Source organism: Kiritimatiellia bacterium (genome assembly GCA_018001225.1).
Taxonomy (GTDB): domain Bacteria; phylum Verrucomicrobiota; class Kiritimatiellia; order CAIQIC01; family JAGNIJ01; genus JAGNIJ01.
Genome location: JAGNIJ010000015.1, coordinates 1 through 23039, shown reverse-complemented (window position 1 = coordinate 23039; position 23039 = coordinate 1). Strand labels below are relative to the sequence as shown.

Annotated in this window: 22 protein-coding genes and 1 tRNA gene; 6 read left to right on the top strand and 17 right to left on the bottom strand. The window is 66.0% G+C overall.

Going from position 1 to position 23039, the window contains the following annotated elements; genetic code table 11:
* Nucleotides 1–7 precede the first annotated feature (7 nt).
* Nucleotides 8–973, top strand: coding sequence for a glycosidase (locus KA248_06820; GenBank protein MBP7829613.1), 966 nt, complete (start codon nucleotides 8–10; stop codon nucleotides 971–973).
* Here the strand turns inward: KA248_06820 and KA248_06815 are convergent.
* Nucleotides 955–1341, bottom strand: a complete 387-nt coding sequence (locus KA248_06815; GenBank protein ID MBP7829612.1) for a TrkA C-terminal domain-containing protein — start codon at nucleotides 1339–1341, stop codon at nucleotides 955–957. The two genes, KA248_06820 and KA248_06815, sit on opposite strands and share 19 nt — an antisense overlap.
* Nucleotides 1342–1463: 122 nt before the next feature.
* Between KA248_06815 and KA248_06810 the strand changes: the two genes are divergently transcribed.
* A complete protein-coding gene (locus KA248_06810) occupies nucleotides 1464–1874 on the top strand; it encodes a hypothetical protein (GenBank protein ID MBP7829611.1) in 411 nt (136 codons plus the stop codon).
* Here KA248_06810 and KA248_06805 read toward each other — a convergent pair.
* The 15 genes from KA248_06805 to KA248_06735 form a co-directional block, all read right to left on the bottom strand.
* Nucleotides 1799–2254 carry a V-type ATP synthase subunit K gene (locus tag KA248_06805; GenBank protein MBP7829610.1) on the bottom strand — a complete coding sequence of 152 codons (456 nt, stop codon included), beginning with the start codon at nucleotides 2252–2254 and terminating at the stop codon, nucleotides 1799–1801. The genes KA248_06810 and KA248_06805 overlap by 76 nt on opposite strands.
* 21 nt (nucleotides 2255–2275) lie before the next feature.
* The gene (locus KA248_06800) at nucleotides 2276–4027 is read right to left on the bottom strand and encodes a hypothetical protein (GenBank protein ID MBP7829609.1); all 1752 of its coding nucleotides are present in this window, start codon (nucleotides 4025–4027) and stop codon (nucleotides 2276–2278) included.
* A gap of 50 nt (nucleotides 4028–4077) precedes the next feature.
* Complete coding sequence (locus KA248_06795; protein MBP7829608.1) at nucleotides 4078–4674, bottom strand: V-type ATP synthase subunit D; 597 nt, start codon at nucleotides 4672–4674, stop codon at nucleotides 4078–4080.
* Nucleotides 4675–4676: 2 nt separating this feature from the next.
* Nucleotides 4677–6008 (bottom strand): V-type ATP synthase subunit B, encoded by a 1332-nt coding sequence (locus KA248_06790; protein MBP7829607.1) that lies wholly within the window; start codon nucleotides 6006–6008, stop codon nucleotides 4677–4679.
* Nucleotides 6001–7764: a V-type ATP synthase subunit A gene (locus KA248_06785; protein MBP7829606.1), complete on the bottom strand. Its 1764-nt coding sequence runs from the start codon at nucleotides 7762–7764 to the stop codon at nucleotides 6001–6003. Before KA248_06785 ends, KA248_06790 begins: the two co-directional genes overlap by 8 nt.
* Before the next feature lie 124 nt (nucleotides 7765–7888).
* A tRNA-Leu gene (locus tag KA248_06780) sits at nucleotides 7889–7971 on the bottom strand.
* Nucleotides 7972–7989: 18 nt separating this feature from the next.
* Nucleotides 7990–8529, bottom strand: coding sequence for a DUF2764 family protein (locus KA248_06775; GenBank protein MBP7829605.1), 540 nt, complete (start codon nucleotides 8527–8529; stop codon nucleotides 7990–7992).
* 6 nt (nucleotides 8530–8535) lie between these two features.
* The gene (locus tag KA248_06770; protein ID MBP7829604.1) at nucleotides 8536–9174 is read right to left on the bottom strand and encodes an ATPase; all 639 of its coding nucleotides are present in this window, start codon (nucleotides 9172–9174) and stop codon (nucleotides 8536–8538) included.
* Nucleotides 9175–9309: 135 nt separating this feature from the next.
* Nucleotides 9310–9711, bottom strand: coding sequence for a M67 family metallopeptidase (locus KA248_06765; GenBank protein MBP7829603.1), 402 nt, complete (start codon nucleotides 9709–9711; stop codon nucleotides 9310–9312).
* Nucleotides 9711–10523: a molybdopterin-synthase adenylyltransferase MoeB gene (moeB, locus tag KA248_06760; GenBank protein ID MBP7829602.1), complete on the bottom strand. Its 813-nt coding sequence runs from the start codon at nucleotides 10521–10523 to the stop codon at nucleotides 9711–9713. Before moeB ends, KA248_06765 begins: the two co-directional genes overlap by 1 nt.
* The gene (gene thiS / locus KA248_06755) at nucleotides 10517–10738 is read right to left on the bottom strand and encodes a sulfur carrier protein ThiS (GenBank protein MBP7829601.1); all 222 of its coding nucleotides are present in this window, start codon (nucleotides 10736–10738) and stop codon (nucleotides 10517–10519) included. The genes moeB and thiS overlap by 7 nt, the downstream gene beginning before the upstream one ends.
* Nucleotides 10739–10753: 15 nt before the next feature.
* On the bottom strand, nucleotides 10754–12013 hold the full coding sequence (locus KA248_06750) for an O-acetylhomoserine aminocarboxypropyltransferase/cysteine synthase (GenBank protein MBP7829600.1): 1260 nt from the start codon (nucleotides 12011–12013) through the stop codon (nucleotides 10754–10756).
* A 10-nt stretch (nucleotides 12014–12023) separates the two neighbouring features.
* Entirely contained in the window at nucleotides 12024–12248 is a 225-nt protein-coding gene (locus tag KA248_06745) for a sulfurtransferase TusA family protein (protein ID MBP7829599.1), read from the bottom strand.
* Nucleotides 12245–12724, bottom strand: coding sequence for a DsrE/DsrF/DrsH-like family protein (locus KA248_06740; protein ID MBP7829598.1), 480 nt, complete (start codon nucleotides 12722–12724; stop codon nucleotides 12245–12247). Before KA248_06740 ends, KA248_06745 begins: the two co-directional genes overlap by 4 nt.
* Before the next feature lie 25 nt (nucleotides 12725–12749).
* Nucleotides 12750–13925, bottom strand: a complete 1176-nt coding sequence (locus KA248_06735; GenBank protein ID MBP7829597.1) for an outer membrane protein transport protein — start codon at nucleotides 13923–13925, stop codon at nucleotides 12750–12752.
* A gap of 222 nt (nucleotides 13926–14147) precedes the next feature.
* Here KA248_06735 and KA248_06730 point away from each other — a divergent pair, with 222 nt between their 5' ends.
* The 4 genes from KA248_06730 to KA248_06715 all read left to right on the top strand — a co-directional run bounded on the left by KA248_06730 (nucleotide 14148) and on the right by KA248_06715 (nucleotide 21354).
* Complete coding sequence (locus tag KA248_06730) at nucleotides 14148–15260, top strand: homoserine O-acetyltransferase (protein MBP7829596.1); 1113 nt, start codon at nucleotides 14148–14150, stop codon at nucleotides 15258–15260.
* A 149-nt stretch (nucleotides 15261–15409) separates the two neighbouring features.
* Nucleotides 15410–15985, top strand: a complete 576-nt coding sequence (locus tag KA248_06725; GenBank protein ID MBP7829595.1) for a methyltransferase domain-containing protein — start codon at nucleotides 15410–15412, stop codon at nucleotides 15983–15985.
* Between the two features lie 198 nt (nucleotides 15986–16183).
* Complete coding sequence (locus KA248_06720) at nucleotides 16184–19276, top strand: hypothetical protein (GenBank protein ID MBP7829594.1); 3093 nt, start codon at nucleotides 16184–16186, stop codon at nucleotides 19274–19276.
* 233 nt (nucleotides 19277–19509) lie between these two features.
* Nucleotides 19510–21354, top strand: a complete 1845-nt coding sequence (locus tag KA248_06715; GenBank protein ID MBP7829593.1) for an FG-GAP repeat protein — start codon at nucleotides 19510–19512, stop codon at nucleotides 21352–21354.
* Between the two features lie 642 nt (nucleotides 21355–21996).
* Here KA248_06715 and KA248_06710 read toward each other — a convergent pair.
* A complete protein-coding gene (locus tag KA248_06710; GenBank protein ID MBP7829592.1) occupies nucleotides 21997–22866 on the bottom strand; it encodes a hypothetical protein in 870 nt (289 codons plus the stop codon).
* Nucleotides 22867–23039 lie beyond the last annotated feature (173 nt).

Sequence of the window (23039 nt, the reverse complement as noted above, 5' to 3'; positions counted from 1 at the left end):
GGAACATATGCACGAACATCCCGAGTACGACGCGCTGATCCGGCGGCACCCGGAGAACCCGCTGCTGACCGCCCGCGACTGGCCGTACCCGGTCAACGCCGTCTTCAACGCCGGCGCCGTGCGCCTGCAGGATACGGGCGAGACCCTGCTGCTCGTCCGGGTCGAGGACCGGCGCGGCCTCTCCCACCTGTGCGCGGCCCGCTCGCCCGACGGGGTCGGCTCGTGGCGCATGGACCCGGATCCGACGCTCTGGCCGGACCGCGAGAAACGGCCGGAGGACCTCTGGGGCATCGAGGATCCCCGCCTGACTTGGGTCGCCGAACTGGAGCGGTACGCGGTCGTCTACACGTCCTTCTCCGCCGGCGGACCCGGCGTGTCGCTGGCGACCACCCGGGACTTCCGGGCCTTCGAGCATTACGGCATGATCCTGCCGCCCGACGACAAGGACGCGGCGCTTTTCCCCCGGCGGTTCGGCGGCCACTGGGCGATGATCCACCGGCCCGTCTCCGCCGGCACGGGTCATATCTGGATATCCTTTTCACCCGACCTGCGGCACTGGGGCAGCCACAAGATCCTGCTGCGCGCCCGCGAGGGGGCGTGGTGGGACGCGCGCAAGATCGGCCTCTCGCCGCCGCCCATCGAGACCCCCGAGGGCTGGCTCGTGATCTACCACGGCGTGCGGCAGACGGCGGCCGGCTGCCTCTACCGGATCGGCCTGGCCATGCTGGACCTTGTCGATCCCGTCAAGGTGCTGTACCGCGGCGACGAGTGGGTCTTCGGCCCCCGGGAGGACTACGAGCGCATCGGGGACGTGGAAGACGTGGTCTTCCCCTGCGGCACGGTTTTGGACCCGGACGGCGACACGCTGCGGATCTACTACGGCGGGGCCGACACCTGCGTCAACCTGGCCACCGCCAGCGTCAAGCAACTGGTCGCGTGGCTGAAGGCCCACCACTACGGCGGGACGGCCTGACCGCCGGCGGCTTCCTCGGCCTGCTCCTCGCGATGCTCTTCCACGGCCTCCTCGTGGGCCTCTTCGCCGGGAGGGCCGGCGCGGCGCTGGTCCAGTTCCTGCAGCCGGCGAATCGGCGCGTACAGGACCAGGATGTCGTCCACCTCGATGCGGTTGTCACCGCGCGGGGCACCGATGAAGGAGCCGTCCGGCTTCTGGATGCCCAGGACCAACACGCCCTCCCGGGTCAACGCGGCGCCCTGCAGATCCTGGCCCGCCAGCCAGTCGCTCGGTTCGACCTTCATTTCGGAGACGGCATAGCCGTTCTGAAGCTGGAGCAGCGCCACGTAGTCCTTGACGTCCAGCTGGGGTCCACCGGCGAAGCCCATTGCTGATGGCCCGGGTCAGCCATCGCTCCACCCGCCGGCTGGAGGCCAGCCACCAGAGCAGGACCAGGCCGGCGGCCAGCAGGACGCCGTGCTTCCACCAGTGCTCGGCGCGCGCGGCGCTCATGAACGACATGATGGCCGTGGCCAGGACCGACGCGATCCCGATATTGCCCCACAGCATCGCCAGCATGATGATCCGCCGGCGCACGGGATGGCTGACGATCGCCTCCGATTCGCTCGTCGTAAAGCCTACGCCGGAGAAGGCCGAGCGCGCCTGGAACCGCGCCGATTCGTGCGAGAGTCCCGTCAGCACCAGCGCCGTGGTCACCACGCGCGTGATCAACATCGAGCAGGTCACCACCACGAGCAGCGTCAGGATGGCGATCATGGTGGGGAGGAGGGTTCAGGGTTCAGGGGAAAGCTCCTTCCTGACCCCTGAACCCCGGCCCCTGGCGACTTACTTGATGGCCATCATGCTGAAGACCATGACGAGCAGGGCGACGGTTTCCGCGATGCCCAGGCCCATCAGGTAGTTGCCGAAGCCCTTGCCGGTCTCGGCCTGCGCGTCCGCGGCCGCGGCGCCGATGACGCCCTGGTACCAGGCGGACATCCCGATCGCGATGCCGCCGAAGATGCCCACGGCGATCATCATGGGAAAGTTCGTCGGGGTGGTTTGCACCGCCTCCGCGATGCTGTTCATCAGGATCATGCCGTAGATCGTCTGCGACAGCGGCGCCCCGATGAAGGTCACCAGGATGAACGGCGCGGCCTTGCCCTGCGCAAAACACTTCTTCCACGCGCCGACCGCAGCCGGACCCGCCGCGCCCGCGCCGAGCGCCGAGCCCATGGCGCCGAACGCCAGCGCCGCCGCCGCCCCGAATTTGCCCCAGCCGATCATCAGTTCAGGTGTCATTTTCCGGTCTCCTTCTTTCTTTCACGATTCCTTGTTGGCCGATTCAATCCGCCGGAACGGCCGGTAGGGGACGCCCGTCCAGGCCATGCCGATGTGCGACGAAAATTCCAGCGTGTTCAGGCGCACGCCGTGCACCAGCACGCCCATCGCGCTCAAGATGATGTTCAGCGTGTGCCCGAGGAACAGCAGCAGCGCGGCGATCAGCCCGGCCACCACGCCCTCCACCCCGCCGCCCAGGATCATCTTGTTGAACGACGAAGCCACCGCGTAGCCCGCCGTGCCGACGGCGAAGAGACGGATGTACGAGACCACGTCCACGAAGTTGCTCACCAGGTTCAGCGGCAGCATGACGTGATTGAACCACTCGTTCTTGAAATCCCGCGGCGCGGTCATGAAGAGCACGATCAGCACCACGCTGGCGACGAACAGCCACCCGATCCAGCCCGGCAGCTCGTGGCCCAGCACCAGGTTGCGGGCCATGAAATACATGGTCCACGTGCTGCCGATCCACCCCAACTGCGCCAAGGCCTTGAGGCTGTTCCAGCCCCGGCTGATGTTCCACAGGTGCGCAATGGTCAGGTGCACGGCGCCGATGCCGAAGCACAGCAGCATGATATTCTTCGGATCCTTGAGCCAGGCCACGGTCAGTCGGTCCAGCCCCGCCGGCGGGGCGCCCATGCCGAAGAACGACCCGGTGACCGCACCCCAGATCACCGTGCAGAAGCTCATGATGTAGAGCAGGTGGAACGGGTAGCCCGGCGCCTTCGGGAACTTGCGCCGCCCCCACCATGTGAGGCCGAGGAAGATCAGCCCGTATCCCGCGTCGCCGACGAGCATGGCGAAGAACAGGCTCAAGAACAGAAGAAAGACCGCACTGATATCGATTTCCTCGTAGCCCGGCAGGACGCCGATGAAGTCGAACACCGCCTTGATGGGCTTGACCCAGAACGGGTTGCGAATCAGGGTCGGAGCCTTGTCATCGGCCGTCGGCGCTCCGACCAGCAGCCCCCATCCGTTTTTCGCCGCCGCGGCCTTGACGTCGGGCACGTGCTCTTCCGGGCAGAAGCCCTGCAGCCAGGCGACCGGCCCGCCGGCCTCCATGCCCTGGCGCGCCTCGAGAAAATCGACGATCTCCTCGGCCTTCGCCGCCGTGCGGGCCACGACGGCGTAGTCGTTGCTGTACTCCTGCAGGCGCCGCCGCGATTCCTCCAGCCGCGCCTCGGACCAGCGGAGGCCTTCCCGGACCTCCTTGAGCGAGCGCTCCGGCCGCTTGAGCTCCTGGGCGTCGACCCGGACATCTCCTCGCCCGACCAGGGCAAAAAAAGTATTGGTCTTGTCTTCGCTCAAAAGCACCCGGACAGCGCCGTCGGGCACGACGATCGCCTGGCTGCGTGGCGCCTGGTAGAGCCGGACCGTGATCCCCTGCTCCTTCAGCCGGTCCAGGTCCGCGGGATCGAAGGACCCGTACGGCGCAAGACGCTGTTCCTCGTGCCGGAGCTGGACCAGCGCGTCCTCGTCCTCCTTGATCCGGTGGATGAGCTTCCAGACGCCTTCGACCACCTCGTCGGCCGTCCTGCCGGAAGGCTTTCCTTGCGCCTTGCGATCGAGCATTTCCAATGCGCGGCGAACGTGTTGGAGGCGCGCCCGGGCGTCGTCCAGTAGTTCGCCCGCCGGCGGCTTGAGCGGCACGACGTGCACCGCGCCCACGTCGCGCAGCGCGTCCAGCGCCTCGTCCTTCGCGGACGCGACGCACAGCACCGTCACCTTGGACATTTTAACGATCATATCGCCTGATAAATCCGAATATCGAATTTGTCTTTATCCTATGTTGTCTCCACCGTGCGCCCCTTCGCGATCTTCCCGCGCACGACGTCGGCGGTCTGCTCGTCACCCAGGAAGATCCGGATCACGCGGATATTCTCGCCGCACTCCGGGATCTTCACCTTTTCAAACAGGTTCACGCGCTGCGAGGTCACGCGCAGTTCCTCGGCCAGCCGCCGGTGCTGCTCGTCGAGGATGCGCCGTTCGATGCTCAACCGGAGCAGTTGATCGAGCGTGTCCATCCCGTCGTCCACCCACGAGGGCGTCAGGAACAGGTCGGGCACTTTCCGATCGAAGCGCACGTCCTCGAGCACGGGGATGGCGATGCCGGCGATGTTCCCCTCGCTGGCCCGGACCTCCGCGACTTTCAGGTGCTGGCCGAACGGGAACGGGTCCGCGAACAGGCGGACCCACGTCTTCAGGCTTCCCCGGAGCTTCTCTTCCTCGGCCTTCTTCTGCTCGATCTGCCCCTCGAGCCGGCGCACCTCCATCTGCAGTTGCTGCTTCTTCAGCTGCAGCGTCGGCAGATAGCGCTCGAAGCGCTTCAGCGCGTCGCGCTGGGCCTTCAGCTCATTCTTGGTATGTTTGATTCTCGGCACGGCTATTTCGTCGCGGTCTCGACCGCTTCCTGCGTCTTCGCCGTCTTCGGCCAGAATTTCTCGATGAACTTGGACGGGATCCCGGTTTCCGCCGGTTCGAAGCAGTCGGCCAGGATGCGCCAGCCAAGGTCGAGCGCCTCTTCGAGCGGGATGTTGACGCTCAAGTCCATCAGCTCCTTCTCGAACCGCTCGCCGTACTTCAGCAGCTTGCGGTCCCAGTTGCTCATCCGGAAGCCCATGGCCTGCTTCTCGAGGGTCTCCTTGTAGCCCGCGTAGAGCTGGATCATGGTGTTCATGATCGTCCGGTGGTCCTCGCGGGTCTTGTTGTTGACGAGCTGCTTCAGGCGGCTCAACGAGCCGAACGGCTCGATGCGCCCGTTGCGGAGGTAGAACTGGCCCTCGGTGATGTAGCCCGTGTTGTCCGGCACCGGGTGCGTCACGTCGTCGCCGGGCATCGTGGTGACGGCCAGCACGGTGATCGAGCCGGCGGTGTCGAAGTCCACGGCCTTCTCGTAGCGCGCCGCGAGCTGGCTGTAGAGGTCGCCCGGGTAGCCGCGGTTCGAGGGGATCTGCTCCATCGTGATCGCGATCTCCTTGAGCGAGTCCGCGAAGTTGGTCATGTCCGTCAGCAGCACCAGGACGCGCTTGTTCTGCAGGGCGAACTGCTCGGCCACGGCGAGGCTGATGTCCGGCACCATGAGGCATTCCACCGTCGGGTCGGCGGCCGTGTGGACGAACAGCACGGCCCGCGCGAGCGCGCCGTGCTCCTCCAGGTAGTCCCGGAAAAACAGGTAGTCGTCGTGCTTCAGGCCCATGCCGCCGAGGATGATGATGTCCACCTCGGCCTGCAGCGCGATCCGCGCGAGCAGCGGGTTATACGGCTCGCCGGCGACGGAGAACACGGGCAGCTTCTGCGACTCGACCAGCGTGTTGAACACGTCGATCATCGGGATGCCCGTGCGGACCATGTGCCGCGGGATGATGCGCTTGGCCGGGTTCACGGACGGCCCGCCGATATTGATCATGTTCTCCGCGATCGGCGGCCCCTTGTCCCGGGGCGTGCCGCTGCCCGTGAACACGCGGCCGAGCAGCGCCTCGGAGAAGGCCGTCTGCATCGGGTGGCCCAGGAACCGCACCTCGGCGTCCGTGGCGATGCCGCGGCTGCCGGTGAAGACCTGGAGCGACACGCGGTCGCCGTCCAGCCGGATCACCTGCGCGAGCGAGGTGCCCTGCCGCGACGTGACCTGCGCCAGCTCGCGGTAGCTGACGTTGGTGGCCTCGACGGTGATGACGTTGCCGGCGATCTTGTCGATCCGGTGGTAGATCTTATGCATAGTCCGCGACCTCCTCGATCATCTTGCCGATGCGGGCCTCCAGGTCCTTGAACTGCTTCTCGCCTTCCGGGTCCGCCTTCTTTCCGTCGCCGGGCATCGGCGCGCGGTTCCAGTCCTTCGTCGCCTGGGTCAGCTGCTGGAAGAACTTCCGGGCGCCGTCCTTATCGTCGAAGGCCATCTTCGTCCGCAGGATCTTCACCAGCCGCTCGAACACGTACTGCTGGCGCGCGGACGACGTCGCCGCGTCCACGGCGTGGTAGGCGTCCTGTTGGAGGTACACGGCGTCCACGAACTCGCCCTTCAGGTAGAGCGTGAAATCGTCCAGCGAGGTGCCCTCCTCGCCGACGACCTTCATCATCTGCCCGACCTCGTTGCCCTGGCGCAGGATATGTCGCGCCTCGCGCACGTCCTCGTCGGACACCACGCTCGGGTACTTGCTCCAGCTTTCCAGGGGATGGATCGCGGGATAGCGCCGCGCGTCGGACCGCTCGCGCGAGAGGCCGTGGAACGCGCCCACGACCTTCAGCGTGCTCTGCGTCACCGGCTCCTCGAAGTTGCCGCCGGCCGGGCTGACCGTGCCGCCGATCGTCACCGAGCCCACCCCGCCGTCGCGCAGCTTCACCAGCCCGCCGCGCTCGTAGAAGGCCGCGATGACCGATTCGAGGTAGGCCGGGAAGGCCTCCTCGCCCGGGATCTCCTCCAGGCGGCCGGAGACCTCGCGCAGCGCCTGCGCCCACCGGCTGGTCGAGTCGGCCAGGAGCAGGACGTGCAGGCCCATCTGCCGGTAGTACTCCGCGATCGTCACGGCGGTGTACACCGACGCCTCGCGCGCGGCGACCGGCATCGAGCTGGTGTTGCAGATGATCAGCGTACGCTCCATCAGGCTCTTCCCCGTGCGCGGATCGGTGAGCTCCGGGAACTCGCGCAGGGTCTCCACCACCTCGCCCGCGCGCTCGCCGCACGCCGCGATGATCACGACGTCCACGTCCGCGTAGCGGCTGGTGATCTGCTGGAGCACCGTCTTGCCCGCGCCGAAGGGGCCGGGGATGCAGTACGTCCCGCCCCGCGCGACCGGGAAGAACGTGTCCACGATGCGGACCTTGGTGATCAGCGGATCGACGGGACGGAGCCGCTCGGCGTAGGCACGGATCGGGAACTTCACCGGCCAGCGCTGCATCATCCGGACCTCGAGCACGTCGCCGCGCTCGTTTCTCATCTTCGCCACGACGTCCTCGACGCGGTACTCGCCCGCGCCGGCGACCTCGTCCACCGTGCATTTCCCTCGCACGCCGAACGGGACCATGATCCGGTGCTCGAAGATGCCCTCCGGCACGCTGCCGAGCTTGTCGCCGGCCTGCACCGTGTCGCCCTTCTTCGCCGACGGAGTGAACGCCCATTTCCGCTGGCGGTCGAGCGACTGCAAATAGGTGCCGCGCTGGAGGAAGAACCCGCACTTCTCGGCCAGCGCCGGCAACGGGTTCTGGAGGCCGTCGTAAATCTGGGTCAGCAGGCCCGGCCCGAGTTCGACCGCGAGCAGGTCGCCGGTGAACTCGACCGGATCGCCGACTTTGAGCCCCGTGGTGTCCTCGAAGACCTGCAGCTCCGCGCGCCGGCCGCGGATGCGGATGACCTCGCTCTTGAGCTTCAGGTCGCCGAGCGTGGCGAAGCCCACCTCGTTCTGTGTGACCGGCTGGTCGAACTCGACGGTCAGCAGGTTGCCGTTCACCCCGACGACTTTTCCGATGTTCTCGCTCATGGCGATCTCCCCGAGGAGTTGTTAACCACGGAGGGCACAGAGGTACACAGACAGCTTATTCCCCCCTCCGTGCTCCTCCGTGTCCTCCGTGGTTCATCTTCTCTTACGTTCATCTTGATCCGGGTGCCCGGGGCGGGAGTCGAACCCGCACGGCCCTAAGGCCAACGGATTTTAAGTCCGTTGCGTCTGCCATTCCGCCACCCGGGCGGCAAAAGGTTTCGGTGTTCAGGTCTTCTGCTCTGTTTTATCCAATTCCTTCAACAGCTCGGTCAATCGCGCCGCGCCGGCCTCATCGTTCAGGCCCGCCCAGCGCGCGGACAGGCGCAGCTTCAAGGCATAGGCCAGCACGGCGGCGAACCCGAAAGGCTCCTCGCGCGCCAAATCGTCCAGACGCTGCCAGCGGTACCGGTCGAGAAACAGTTCCCGCTCCAGAGGATCCGGCCGGGTGTAAGCGTCCGTAACCGCTTTCTCGATCCCCACGTCGTAGCCTTCGTGCTCGCGGAGGAAGGACCGCACCTCGGCCGAGCGGCGCCCGGCCCGCACGCGGGCGACCGCATTGCGCAACTGCCGGTCCGCGTTGAGCCACGCCTTCGCGAAGCCGGACGAGGCCTCGTCCACGCGGTCTTCGAGCATCAGGGTCAGTTCCGCCATTTCCGAGTCGTCCAGCATGTTCGCGCACGCCGCGCGAAACGCCTCGGCGTCCAGGGGGAGCGGATCCCCCAGGACCAGCGTCGGCAGACTCGCGACCAGGTAATAGGGCTTCACGCCGGCTTATCCCTTGTCCGTTTGCGAGCCTTCCCGCGCCACGCGGTGGACGATCTCGGCCAACTGCGGCCGGAGGAAGTTGACCAGCGACTCGGCGATGGCCTCACGGGTGAAGTCGTGCTGCACGCGCCCGTCCGCGAAGGAGACCTTGAAGCCCTTGAAGATGTCGTTGTCCACGTGGAGCTTGACCCCGCGGACCAGTTGCTCCTTGTAGCGGTCGCCGAAGAACTTGACGATCTCCTGCTGGTCCTTTTCGTTCACCAGCAGTTCGATCCGGCTCTCCTCGCCGCCGCGGGCGGCGTAGGACTCGGCCATCTTGACGAGCATCTGCTCGAGGACCTGGATCGTCAGCGCCTTGTCCACGGATTCGGCGACCAGGTCGCTCAAAATGTTCTCCACGCCCTGGCCGACGGTGATCAGGAGATCGCGGGCGGCCTGCTCGAGGCTGCGGATGCTGCGCTCCATGAAGGCCTGGGCGTCCTTTTCGCCCTTGGCCACCAGCGTTTTGCCCTTCTCTTCGGCCTCCCGCACATGGGCGGCGGCCTTTTCCTTGGCCTGCGCGATGATCTTCGCCGCCTGGGCGTCGGCCTTCTCCACGCCCTCCTTCTGGATTCGGTCGATCAGATGCTGAAGTTCTTCGGCCATGATGCTCCTCTCCCCGGGAACCCCGCAGGCAGTCCCCGCCATGATCTTCCATCCGTCTTCGAAAAGAGAGGGAATTCATAAAGAATGCCCCCGGGGAAGTCGAGAAAATACAACTCCTTTGCGGGGCCGCGGGGCTTACGAGTCGGCGAGAATGATCTCTTCACCAGCGGCGGAGCCGCGCTCGATGCGAAACGATTTCACATCCGGGGTCTCACCGGCCAGGGAAATGATCACGTACGAAACGCCGGGCGTCAGGGCCAGGCGGATGTCCTCCGCGGACGGCCGGGCCGGGGTGTCCGGATGGGAATGGTAAATCGCGAGCATGTCCTTCCCCTTGGCCCGCAGGTCCTTGGCCACGGCAAACTGCTCCCGGGGCTCCATCATGAAATGCTCCCGGCTCCGGTCGGTATTGGCCATCGGGTAGTGCTCGCTCACCACCCCGGCCTTCCCGCCGAGAATCCCGCAGGCTTCGAGGGGAAAGTCGCGTCGGGCATGCGCCACCATCGCGTCATGAATCGCGCGCGGGATGGTCAGCATCAGGACGGCTCCGTATCGCAAACGTTCAGGGCGCCGGGTTCGTCGCGCACTTCGGTGATGGTCGGCGCGTCGCCGCAGACCGGGCAGCGCGGGTTGCGCTTCACGGGCACCTCGCGGAACCGCATCGCGAGCGCGTTGTAGGTCAGCAGCCGGCCGGTCAGCAGGTCGCCCAGCCCCAGCAGGAACTTGATCGCCTCCGTCGCCTGGATCAGGCCCAGCACGCCCGGAAGCACGCCCAGCACCCCCGCCTGCGCACAGGTCGGGATGGCGTCCCGCGGCGGCGGCTTCGGGAACAGGCAGCGATAGCAGGCCGACTCCCGGGGCTTGACCGTGAGGGTCTGCCCGTCGAACCGGAGCACGCCGCCGTGGGAATACGCCTTGCCTCCCAGCACGCAGGCGTCGTTGATCAGGAACTTCGACGCGAAGTTATCCGTAGCATCGATCACAAAATCGTAGCCGGCGACGAGCCGCGCGATGTTCGCGGCGCCGATCCACTCCTGGATGGGGATGACCGTGACGTCCGGGTTGATCGCGCGCATTTTCTCCGCCGCGGACTGCGTCTTCGGCTTGCCCACGTCCGGCGTGAAGTGGATGACCTGCCGCTGCAGGTTCGTCACGTCCACCGCGTCCGCGTCCGTGATCCCGATCGTGCCGACGCCGGCGGCGGCAAGGTAGAGCGCCGCGGGCGAACCCAGGCCGCCCGCGCCGATGATCAGCACGCGGCCGTCCAGCAGCTTCTGCTGCCCCACCCCGCCCACGTCCTTGAGCAGGATGTGCCGGGAATACCGCTCCACCTGGCTTTCCGTCAGCATGCCGCGCTTCCTCCGCCCATGAAGTACAGGAACTCGATCGCGTCCCCCGCCCGAACCGGCGTGGCCCCGTGGGCCGCACGGTCCAGGATATCGCCGTTCAACTCCACGCTGACGTACAGCCGGTCGGTCACGTTCAACTCCTCCAGCAGCGAATCGACCGTCCGCGCGGGGTTGTCCGGTACCTCGGTCGTTTTCCCGTTTACCGTGATGGTCATGGGTTTTCCTTTATATCACGCTTCCAAGGCGCTTCGGAAGTCCTCGATGATGTCGCGGGGATCCTCGATGCCGGCCGATACCCGGACCAGGTCTTCCGCGGCGCCCAGCCTTGCCCTTTCCTCCGCCGTGTATTCCGCGCAGATCGTGCTGGCCGGGTGGAGCACAAGCGTCTTGGCGTCGCCGATGTTGGCGGCGATCCTGGCCAGGCGGAGCCGGTTGATCACCCGGAAGGCCGCGGCCCGGTCCCCGACGCCGAAGGTGACCAGTCCACCGTAGCGCCCCCCATAGAGCCGGGAGGCCACGGTGTGATGCGGCGAGTCCTCCAGCCCCGGATAGTTCACCCGCGCGACGCGCGGGTGGCCCTTGAGAAACCGGGCCAGCGCCAACGCGTTCGCGCAGTGCCGCTCCATGCGCAGCCCAAGCGTCTGGAGCCCCTCGGCGAGGAGGAACGAGTTGAACGGCGCCGGGCAGGCCCCGAGATCCTTGTGCACCAGCTTGCGCGCGCGGGCGGTGAACGCGAACTCGCGGAACTTGCGGTGAAACTCGTTGAAGTGCGGGAAGTTCGGGTTGTTCCAGTCGAAGACCCCGCGGTCCACGATCGCGCCGCCCAGGGTCGCGCCGCCCAGGGTCGCGCCGGTCCCGTTGATGTACTTGGTGGTGGAGCACACAAGGATATCGGCTCCGAGCCGCGCGCCGCCGGCGAGGTACGGCGTGGTGACCGTCGTGTCGGCCAGCAGCGGAAGCCCCGCTTCATGGGCGATCGCGGCCAGCGCGGGGATATCCGGCACGTCGAGCTTCGGATTGCCGATCGTCTCGACGAACAGCAGGCGCGTCCGTTCGTGGATCGCCGCGCGGAAACCGTCCGGGTCGCACGGGTCCACGAAGCGTGCCGTGATGCCGTAGTGGGAAAGCGTGTCCCGGAACAGGGAAAACGTGCCGCCGAAAAGCGACGAGGATGACAGGATCTCGTCGCCGGCGCGCAGGATGGTCAACACGGCCGTCGTGATGGCGGCCATGCCCGACGCGGCGGCGATAACCGCGCCGCCGCCTTCCAGCGCGGCCAGCCGTTTCTCCAGCGCCTCCGTGGTCGGATTGGCTAGCCGGGTATAGACCTTGCCCGCGGCGCGGCCGCGGAAGATATCCTCCAATTCCTCCGCCGTGCCATGGGCAAACGCGGCGGATTGCACGACGGGCGGAACCGTCGCGCCGGCCGGGCCCGGCTCCAGGCCGCCATGAACCAGCAGCGTATCCAGGTGCTGCGATCCGGTTGAAATGGCCCGCCTCCTATTTTTTCACCACAACCTTGTGCACGTCGTCCCGCACACGGGCGACCTCCAGGACCTTGAAGCCCTGTTCCCGGCAGGTCCGCGGGACGTTCTGCAGCGGCTCCCCTTCCTTCAACAGGATCTCCAGCACATCGCCCACGGCCATCCGCTCCAACTGGAGTTTCGCCTTAACGAAGGTCATCGGGCAGTGGTCCCGCGTGATATCCAGCGTGAACGTGCTCATATGAACAAGGTCTGCCCTCCGCGCGACAAGTCAAGGAACGTGGCGACGCCGAGCACCTGCTTGACCTCGGGAATGAAGTCGTCTTTCGTCAGCCCGAGCACCTGCATGGCCATTTCGCAGGCGTAGAGATTCACGCCGAGCTCGATCGAGGCCCGGAACAGCTCCTCCAGGGTCGCCACGTTGCGACTTTTCATCAGGCCGTTCATCAGCCGCGGGCTCGCACCCGCGAAGTTCAGCCGGCTCAACGGCAGGTTCCGCCGCCCGCCCAGCAGGAAGTTGAACGCGCGCGCCAGCAGCCCCTTCCCGATGAAACTCCGCCCGGTCTTCTTCTTGATGTTGTTCAGGCCCCAGAACGTGAAGAAGACGTTGACCTCGTAGTTCACTGCCGCGGCACCCGAGGCCAGCGTGAAGACGGCGATCGCCTTGTCGAAATCGCCGCTCATGCAGATGATCGAAAGCTTGTTTTTCTCGGCCATGGCTTCCTCGCTTTGCACCCGCCGCTTAATCCAACGCCCACGCCAGGCCGATGCCCAGCGAATCCTCGGACAGCGTGGATTCCAGCGCGATGGCATCGCCGGCGGACACGCTGCGGATATCCTTCTCAAAGACGTGCGCGTACGCCGCGTTCAGCGTCAGCCGCCCGGTCAGCCGGTAGCCGAAGCCCAGGGTGAGATGCGACTCCACGATCGCCGGGAAACCGATGTTCCGGATCAGCTCGTAACCGAGCGTCGGGACCTGCTTGCCCTGCACGACCGTCCCGCCGGCGGGGTCGAAGCCGACGTGCTCTCGCACGGGGTTCTCCGCGTAGTTGAAGCCCGCGCGCAGCGCCAGCTTTTCCGTAGCCTTGAACTGCGCGCCGGCGGCAAAGACCCACTGGTTATCCCAGTCGAAATCCTCGTACCCTTCGGAATCGCCCCACGGAAGGTATTTGGCATTGAGCTCCAGCAGCCATTGATCGTTCGGCAGCCAGGCCACGCCGCCCGCGTACACGGCGGGCTGCTCGAGCGCCAGCGAGTCCGCCTCGGTGTCGCCGGTGAAGGAATCGAAATTGAACACGCCGTCAAACGTGGACTTCTGCGGGGTCGTGTAACTCGCACCGAGCTGCAGCGGGCCGACCCGGTAGACCGCGCCGACGGCCGCGCCCGCGCTGAAGGCGTCCGTCTTGTCCTGGCCGAGATCGAGCGTGCTGTAGTTGCCGTGGACCGCCGCGCCCAGCGAGAGCGCTTCGCTCACCTTGTAGGACACGGCCGGCGCGACCTTCAAGCTGCTGTATTTCGAGAACAGGTCGCCCTCGAATCCGTTGGCCGGATTGCCGTCCAGGTCCCAGCCCTTGCCGCGGTAATCCACGCCCATGCCGGACACGCCATAGGCGCCGACGCCGGCGCTCCATCGGTCATTCAGCGGCTGGCTGTAGGCCAGGAACGGAATCAGCGAGACAGGATCATCGCTCCCCCCGGCCAGCGTTCCCTCCGGGGTCGTAATGCGCGCGTCCACAGTCGGATGGAACAGTGTCAGGCCAACCGTCAATTCTCTGTCCCCATCGCGCGGGACAAAGGAGAGGCCCGCTGGGTTGTTCACGAGCGCCGTTAATCCATCCTGTGGCGCCGCGACCCCCGTACCACCCAGTGCCTCCGAAACCGTGCCGACACCTTCAAGGTTATCCCCATTCGTGGCCACAACCTCATGTATAGCCCCAGGGAGGACGGCCAAAGCAGCGATCCACTTAATATAGGCTTTCATCTTAATCCCCTATGTAGCAATTTCCCTATTATATCGATAGATTATATCAAGATAACTGAATGTCAAATAAACCGTATGACATTCTTTGCTTATCTCTCAATTGGCAACAGGCCATGAATCTTGGTACCTTGTGCATTCGCCGACTGGCCGGGAGAGGAAATGATGATCGTTAAAACGGAGTTTGCGACGTTCCAGGAGCCGCTCAAACTGCAAAGCGGGGCGACGCTGCACGCGCCTTTCACGCTGGCCTATGAAACCTACGGCACCCTGAACAAGGACCATAGCAACGCGGTCCTGATCCTGCACGCGCTCTCCGGGGACGCCCATGTCGCCGGACGGCACTCGGCATCTGACCGGAAGCCCGGCTGGTGGGACAACGCCGTCGGGCCCGGCCGGGCCTTCGACACGGACAAGTACTTCTTCATCTGCTCGAACGTGATCGGCGGCTGCCAGGGGAGCACCGGCCCCTCCTCGATCAATCCCAAGACCGGCCAACCGTATGCCCTGGAGTTTCCCGTGGTGACCGTCGCCGACATGGTGGAGGCACAGCGGCTCCTCCTGGATCGCCTCGGCATCGAAACGCTGCTCTCGGTGGTCGGCGGCAGCATGGGGGGGATGCAGGCCCTGCAGTGGACCATTTCGTACCCCGCGCGCGTCCGCAGCGCGATCGTGCTCGCGGCCACCGCCCAGGTGTCGCCGCAGAGCATCGCGTTCAACGAGGTCGCGCGCCAGGCGATCTATGCCGACCCGAAATGGAAGCGCGGGAAATACACCAGGGAAGAGGCGCCCAAGGACGGCCTGTCGGTCGCCCGGATGGTCGGGCACATCACATACTTGAGCGACACGTCCATGAGGGAGAAGTTCGGGCGGCGGCTGCAGGAGCGCCAGAAATACGGCTTCGACTTTGCGACGGAGTTCGCCGTGGAGAGCTACCTCAAGCACCAGGGCGACCACTTCACCCAGCGGTTCGACGCCAACTCGTTCCTGTTCATCACGAAGGCCATCGACTACTTCGACCTCGCCCTCGGGCACGCCTCGCTCGCGGACGCCTTCCAAAAAGTGACGGCGCGGTTCCTGGTCGTTAGCTATTCCTCCGACTGGCTCTACCCGCCCGAGCAATCGGAGGAACTGGTCCGCGCCCTGCTCCAGAACGGCATCGACGTCACCTACGTCGAGATCCGCAGCGACTACGGCCACGACAGCTTCCTGCTGGAAACGGACCGGCTGGCCGGGCTCTCGCGCGATTTCCTCTCGCGGGTCGCCGGGAAATAACCTTCGGACCGGTCTCGCAGGAGCTCGACCCTCCAACCGGAAAAGCTTTGGAGGGCGGAGCTCCGCGACGCCGCAGTTGGATTACTCACGGGATACGCCTCGCATTCCCCCGGCTTGACCTTCATCGCGCCGTGCGCGAAGGTATCCGCATGCCGCAGGGAAAAAGACTCGACTTCGACACCATCGTGGGCTTAGTCCCCGAGGGCGCGCGCGTGCTCGACCTCGGGTGCGGCGACGGCGCCCTCCTCGAGCGCCTGTCCCGCGAGAAAAAGGCGCAGGTCCGCGGCGTCGAGTTGAGCGAGGAGAACGTCCGGGCCTGTATCGCGCGCGGGCTCTCGGTCCGCCACGGCAACATCGAGGAGGGCCTCGCGGACTACCGGGACGGCGCCTTCGACTTCGTGATCTTGAGCCAGACCCTCGCCTACCTCGACGCGCCCTCCACAGTCGCAAAGGAGATGCTGCGGGTCGGCAGCGCGGCGATCATTTCTTTCGACAACGCGGGGCACTGGCGCTGCCGCTGCCGGGCCCTGCGCGGCGGCGGACTGGGGCAGAGCCTGCTGTCCGGCGAACCCCGCGAACGGGCGATCACCATCCCGCAGTTCGACGAGTTCACGCGCTCGGTCGGCGCGCGCATCCGGGAAGTGATCTATCTCACGGGCCAGCGCCCGATCGCCCGCCTGCGCCGCCTGCGCGCCACGGCGGCCGTGTACGTGATCTCGAAATAACCCGCCGGGGTCCATCGCGGAGAGCGACGGGGGCCTGCCGCCCTCAAAAAAATGATGCATTTTAATCAATGTTTACAGCCTGTTTATAAAAAGTTAGTAAAACGCTTTACTTGTTTAAGGAGGCCGGGTATCTGTATTGCCCAATTTCGCGGAAGGAAGCGGAATCTTGAGTATCAAAAGAATGCAAGGAGACAGCACATGCGACATCTGACTCGCTCCATCCTCTTCACCCTGGGCCTGTGCCTCTTCGCCACGAGCGCGATGGCCTTCCCCACCTGGATCGGCACCTACGGCGCGTTCACCCGCCACTCGGGTTCCAATCCCGGCACGTTCACGATCCTGATGAACCAGGATTACGCCGGCCTCCACGCCGAGGTCGGCGTACAGGTCAACGGCGGGACGTGGACGACCCACGGCATGGCCTACAACGGGAATGTGGACGGCAACTCCAAGTGGATCGTGACGCCTGCGGCCGCGTTCCCCGCCGGCGCGACGGTGAAGTACTACTTCCACGGCTGGGACGACTGGGGCGGGCACATCTACGACAACAACAACTCCCAGGACTACGCCTACGTCGTCCCCGGCAGCAGCACCGGGAGCGTCGGCTGGACAACCTCCGCCGCGATCCCGGCCAACGGCGCGCTGTACATGGACATCGCCGCCTACAACGGCACGATCCATGCCGTATGGGCCGAGCGCGCGGACTGGAACCAGCCCGAGACGGTCCTGTTCTCCAAGAAGGCAGCCGGCGAGGGCTGGACGGCTCCCTCGCAACTGGCTTCGGTCAACGGCGGGATGACGTATCCGCGCATCGCGGTCTCCTCCCGCGGCGTGCACGTCCTGTACGGCGACAACAACCAGACCCGCCTGATCAACAGCGCCAACGGCGGCGCGACCTGGAGCGCGCCTATCGACGTCGCCAGCGACTACGCGGGCCCGTTGAGCCGCTACGGTCAACTTCGCGCGGACGACACCTACACGTATCTGGCCTACGACAACTTCACCGCCCCGGAGACGTCCCGCGTCCGGTTCCGCCGCATCCACAAGGACGCGACGGCGTGGGAGGCCGAGCGCACGATCTTCGACCGCAGCAGCTACAAGGCCACGGTGCACGTGAAGGACTTCGAGGTGCGCGGACAGAAAATGGTCGTGAGCTCCTCGCTCATCGGTTGGTACGGCGGCTTCTCCACGCCCTTCTGCCACGAGAGCACCGACGGCGGGCAGACCTGGGTGGACCGCTCGACTGGCCAGTCGTACGCGGACGGGCAATTGGACGTGGACGCCGCGGGTCACGTGTACATGGCGATGGTCGGCGGCTCGCTCCCGGAGGGCCTGAACCTGGCCCACAAGGACATCGGCGCGGCCTGGGGCACTTGGACGCTCTTCTGGCCGGGCGGCGGCACCGTGGATTCCATCGCGAAGATCGACGCCGGCCTGGTCGCGGTGTCCACGCGCAACGAGCTGCGTTACTACGAGCTTTCCACGGACGGCGGCGCGACCTGGAGCGCCCCGGCGCTGATCGCGGGCGGCAACTCCTGGGTATCCAAGGACGTGCGCGACGGGAATACCGTGCACCTGCTGGCCATCGATTACAACAGCGGCCTCAATACCGTCATCTCCTCCGGGTCCGCCGGCGCCCCCGCGGTGACCTGGATTGGCAACACCTATCACTGGCCCTCCGGCGCCGAGTTGGATGCCACGGACGATCTCTGGATCAACATCGAATCCACGCCCCGCGGTGCGGCCGTCTCGGCCGGCGTCGCCTACTCGACGGACGGCGTGAACTGGACCAACAAAGCCATGGCGCTCGGCGGCAGCGCGGGCGCGAACGACTGGTGGCACGCGAACCTCGGAAAATTCGCGGCCGGAACCACGGTCCGCTACGCCCTGGCCGTCACCGACGGCCAGGGTACCACGCGCTGGGACAACAACGGCGGGCAGGATTACCGGGCCGCCGTGGCGAGTTCCGTGACGGTGCAAACGCCGATCTTCTGGGGTCTCGACCCCTACCGCTACGACAACGCCAAGGCCCGCGCCAACGGCCGAGCGCCGCAGGAATCCAGCAATTCGTTCGGCCAGTTCGACGCCGGCCAGGCGGTCACCATCGTCGCGCGACCGGTGGAAAACGGCAACGGCAACCTCGTCCAAACCAGCTGCAGCAGTACCGCCCTGTTGCACTACACCACGACGCCCGGCGACTGGAGCAACGCGCAGACAGTGCAGGGCGTCTTCAGTCCGGCCGGCTTGAGCAACAAGCCGATCTTCGATTTCTTCTCGTTCGATCTCGGCACGTTCCCCGCGGGGACGTCGGTCGAGTTCTGGATGGAAGCGAAGAACGCCGCCGGCACCGGCTACGCGCAGAGCGCGGGCAACGACTTCGACTTCTCCATCGCCGCCGCCGTGGGCGACAGCGACAGCGACGGCCTGCCGGACCAGTGGGAACTCGACTACTTCGGCAACCTGGGCCAGAGCGCGACGAACAATAACTCGGACCTCGACGGGCCGACCTACTTCCCCATCGCCAACATCATCGAGTGGGTGCTCGGGTTGAGCCCGACGGTTCCCAATGATTCGATGGGCATCAAGCTGCTGTGGTCGCCGGCCTACCCGAGCCCCGGCGAGCAGTTGAACCTCTCGTACTTCTACGTCAACGAAGGCAATCCCCTCTTTGGCAAGCCGATCTACGCGCACGTCGGGCACAACGGCTGGCAGGGCGTGTATGACACCGCGCAGTTCGGCCTGAACGGGCGGATCAGCCGGTTCCAGGCCACGATCACCGTGCCCGCGGGCGCCACGGAAATCAACGTGTGCTTCCACGACAACGCCGGGACGTGGGACAACAACGGCGGCCAGAACTGGCGCATCCCGGTTCAGCCGGCCGGCGGTGGCGGCGGCTCCGCCGCGCCTTCGACCGCCAAGGCCGCGACGGCGGCCGGGGCTGCCGCCACAACAACCGTGGCGCCGGCGGCGGCCAGGACGCTGACGGTGAAATGGACGAGCCCCCGCTCCGGCCAGTGGAAGCTGGTCATCGGGCAGCCCGGCTGGAAAAACACCGTCCAGATCCCGATGCGGGCGTCAGCCAACAAGGTCCGCTGGGCCACGTACACCCTTCCGGAAGGCGTCTCCGAAGTCGTCTTCGCCTTCCACAAGAAGGGCCACTGGGAAACCAATAACGGCCAGGCCTGGAGCCTGACGCTGGCCGGCAACGACAACCATACCGTCAACATCACCACGGGTCGGGCGCCGAAAAAGATTGTGCAGCGGACGTTGAAGAAAACAGTTCGTAAATAGGCAGTCAGTGCACAGGCGGGAGCGCGTCCTCCACCGCGCTCCCGCCTTGCTTTTTTCAGCCTGCCGCTGTTGAGTATCCGCCCATGAACATTGCGCCATTTTTTTTAGTTCGTTTTTGCACGCTTCTTACCCACCCCCGCCCCCTCCGAGGGAGGGGAGGGAACCTTTCATTAACAAGCACATTTCCCCTCCCGGGAGGGGCGGCCTGCTTGCGGGCCGGGGTGGGTAGGTCAGTGCAGTGTCATTCAGGAAGTGGTATTTCTCGCTTTCTTTTCCACCTGTTGCTGCTGGCCGCGATCGCCGGATCGGTGCTGCCGGCGCGCGCCCTGGAGCCGGGCTACTTCTTCTTTGCCAGCCACGTCGTGCTTTCGGTCTACGACGGCTTGAGCGGCCTGCTGACCGGCGCCAACGGATTCCGCCTGGTCGGCCCGGCGGATGAAAGCCGCCTGGGCACCGCGTTGTCGGCAGCCGGGGACATCAATGCCGACGGCCACGGCGACATCGTGGTCGGCGCGCCGTTCTTCAACTCGCCGAGCTTCCGCGAGGGCCGCGCCTATGTCCTGTTCGGGCCGGGCCCCGCCCTGCCCTCCCAGCAGCCGACGTTTCTCAACGGCACCAACGGGTTCCAGGTCACGGGCCTGGCCGCGGACGACCAGCTCGGCGCCAGCGTCGCCGGGCTCGGCGATATCAACGGGGACGGGCGCGCGGACGTCGCCTTTGGCGCGCCGCAGGCCGACCCCCTGGGCCGCGCCGGCGCGGGCGCGGTGTACGTCGTGTTCGGCGCCACGGGCTTTCCCCTGAACGTCAGCCTCGCCGACCTCAACGGAACCAACGGGTTTACGCTGGCCGGCGAGGCCGCGGGCTTCCAGTGCGCGTCCGCCCTCGCCCCGGCCGGCGATTTCAACGGGGACGGCCGCGCCGACTTCCTCGTCGGGGCCGAGAAGGCCAAGGTCGGCGGGCAGACCAACATCGGGCGCGTGTACCTGGTCTTCGGCGCGACGAATTTTCCGGCCGCGCTGGATCTCGGCGCGCTCGACGGCACGAACGGCATGATCCTGACCGGCGAAAGCGCCTCCGACAGCGCCGGGCACGCCCTCGCGGCCCTCTGCGATTACAACGGCGACGGCCGGGACGACATCCTGATCGGCGCGCACACGGCGCCCGACTTCTTCTCCGCCGGCCGCGCCTACGCGGTGTTCGGCAGCACGAACCGGACCGCCTCGCTTTCCCTGGCCGCCTTGAACGGGACCAACGGGTTCCGGATCGACGGCGACGGGTTGTTCGGCAACTGCGGGTACGCAGTGGCCGCCTCCGACTTGAACGGCGACGGTTTCTTCGACGCGGCGGTCAGCGCGTACAACCTGAACGAGGTCTACGTCGTCTTCGGGCGCACCCACCCGCCGGCCAGCCTCTCCGTGACCAATCTCAACGGGACCAACGGCTTCGCGATCGCCTATACCAACACGGGGTCCGGTTTCGGCTCCGCGCTGGCCGGGGCCGCCCGGTTGAACGTGGACGATTACGGCGACCTGCTGTGCAGCGCACCCACCCTCTCGCCGGACGGGCGCACCAGCGCGGGCGAGATATTCGCCGTCTTCGGGCGCGACCTATTCCCGCCCGCGCTGGACCCGGAAGCCCTCAACGGCACGAACGGGTTCCGGTTGAAGGGCGCGCAGGCCCTCGCGGAGGCGGGCGGGGCGCTGGCCTCGATGAGCGACATGAACAGCGACACGTTCGACGAACTGCTGATCGGCGAGCGGCTGTTCGATTACAGCATCCCCGGCACCAACGTCGTCTCCACCAACGCCGGCGCCGTGTACGTGGTCTCGCCGCCCGGCGTGGCCGAACTCGTGCTGTACCATCCCGAGCTCATCGCGACGGGCGTCTCCAGCGGCCTGTACTCCGTGACCTGGGCCGGGCAGACCGGCGTGACGTACACGGTCTATACCAACGGCTCGCTGACCGGCTCCGGGTGGGGCGAGGCCACCAACCTGGTGTCCGTCGCCGCAACCACGACGGTGGAGCGCGCCGCGGCCGCCGCCCCCGCGGTCTTTTACAGGGTCAGCGCCCAACGATAAAGACAGGCCGGCCGAACGAGCTGCCCGCACAGGTGTCCCGAACGTACACGGGCGATCCCCGACCGGCTGGCCCGACGGCCTCGGAATACGGGGAAGACCGCGTCACGCGCAGATCCCCTGCCTCGTTCACCGGCGGGACAAACCTGCCGGGGTCCCGTTTCGGGTATAGCCTAAACGCGGGAAAACCCATTCCGCATTACATTGTCCACTTGCGATCGTGCTCCGGTCGCTCACCTCCTTCCCGGCCCCTTCTTTTTTCCTGTTTCACCGGCGCGACCGCGGCGGGGGTCCGGCCTTACGCCATCGCACCGTTTTGTTCCCCTTCTTCTGTGGGGCATCCGTATGTCTCATACCAGGTACGGGTGAGAGGCGGTACGAACGGCGTCGCAGAGCTCCGCCCTCCAGTGGCAGGAATCATGGAGGGGCGAGCTCCTGCGAGCCCGAAATCTAACCGCATTCACCCGGATTTGGCATCACTCTATAGAAAGGAATCGGCGCGCGGAAATTCCACGCGTATTTGGAGAAAAGTGAATAGCGCTGTTTTGAAGGTCCGCGCACCATCCCCGCTTTTTTTCAGCGGAGATAGCCCCCTCGATCCGTTGTGCGTTTCTCGTTCCGCAACCGACCCGGGGGAGTGCCGGCTTACTGCCGGACCGAGAGGCGATAGAAACCCTGGGCCGCCGCGTCCACGGTGTCCGTGAAGGCATTGGCGCCCAGCCGGTCGGACAGCCGGTTCGACCAGTTGACGTCGGCGACAAGGCCGGCGGCCCGCTGCACGCTGTAGTACCGGCCCGAAGAGGACGTCCACGTGAATACCGCGTTGGAGGAGGCGAACGAGGAGGGACTGATCCGAAGGCTCAAGGTGGAATTGGAATCGGCGGGCCGGGTGCCGGCCAGCAGTTCGTCGCCGTCGGTGATCCCGTCGCCATCGCGGTCGGTTGTGAACAACGCGACGGCCAGGGAGTACCAACCCAGCGCCATCCGCCGCCGGCCGGTGGCGTTGAGATGCCAGTCCCCGCCGGTATCCAGCGAGTAGTCGAAGGACATCTTCTGGTTGGTCACGCCGCCGGACAGATAGACCTGCTGCGCGCCGGCCACGTTCCAGGCCTCGAGGTCGGCGACATCCAGGAGGTGCTTGTCGTTCGCCGAGCAAAACGACCGCACATACCGGTTGAACGAGTTCCGCTCGTCGTTCTCGTCGAAGCTCAACCCGGACAGCGGCATGGTCAGATAGACGAAGAGCGTCTCGGGGTACTGGGATTCCAGCGCGCTGACCAGGCTGCAGTAGTTCGTCGGATCGGCGTACGGGTCGATCCAGCAGAATTTGTCCATGACCACGTTGACCTTGGGAAATCGCCAGCCGGATACGGCCACGGAATTGCTGAAACAGACCAGCTTGTTGGACCAGTCCGGGTTGCCGCGCATGCACTCGTGGATGACGCCGTTGGTCGTGCGCGCCGGCCCCGCGGCGGCCCGATAATCCGCGCCGCCCTCGGACCCCGCGGTACCCACGCCCCCGTGGTACGCCCCGTCGCTGTTGTCGCCGTCGTAGTTGTAGAGAGACTGTCGGACTTTCCCTGTTCATCGCCGCGTCGCGCTGGTAGAATCCAGACATTATGAGCGCCCAATTCGTCAACATTGACCGCAACACCCCGATGCTCCTGCCGCCAGACCTTCGTGATTGG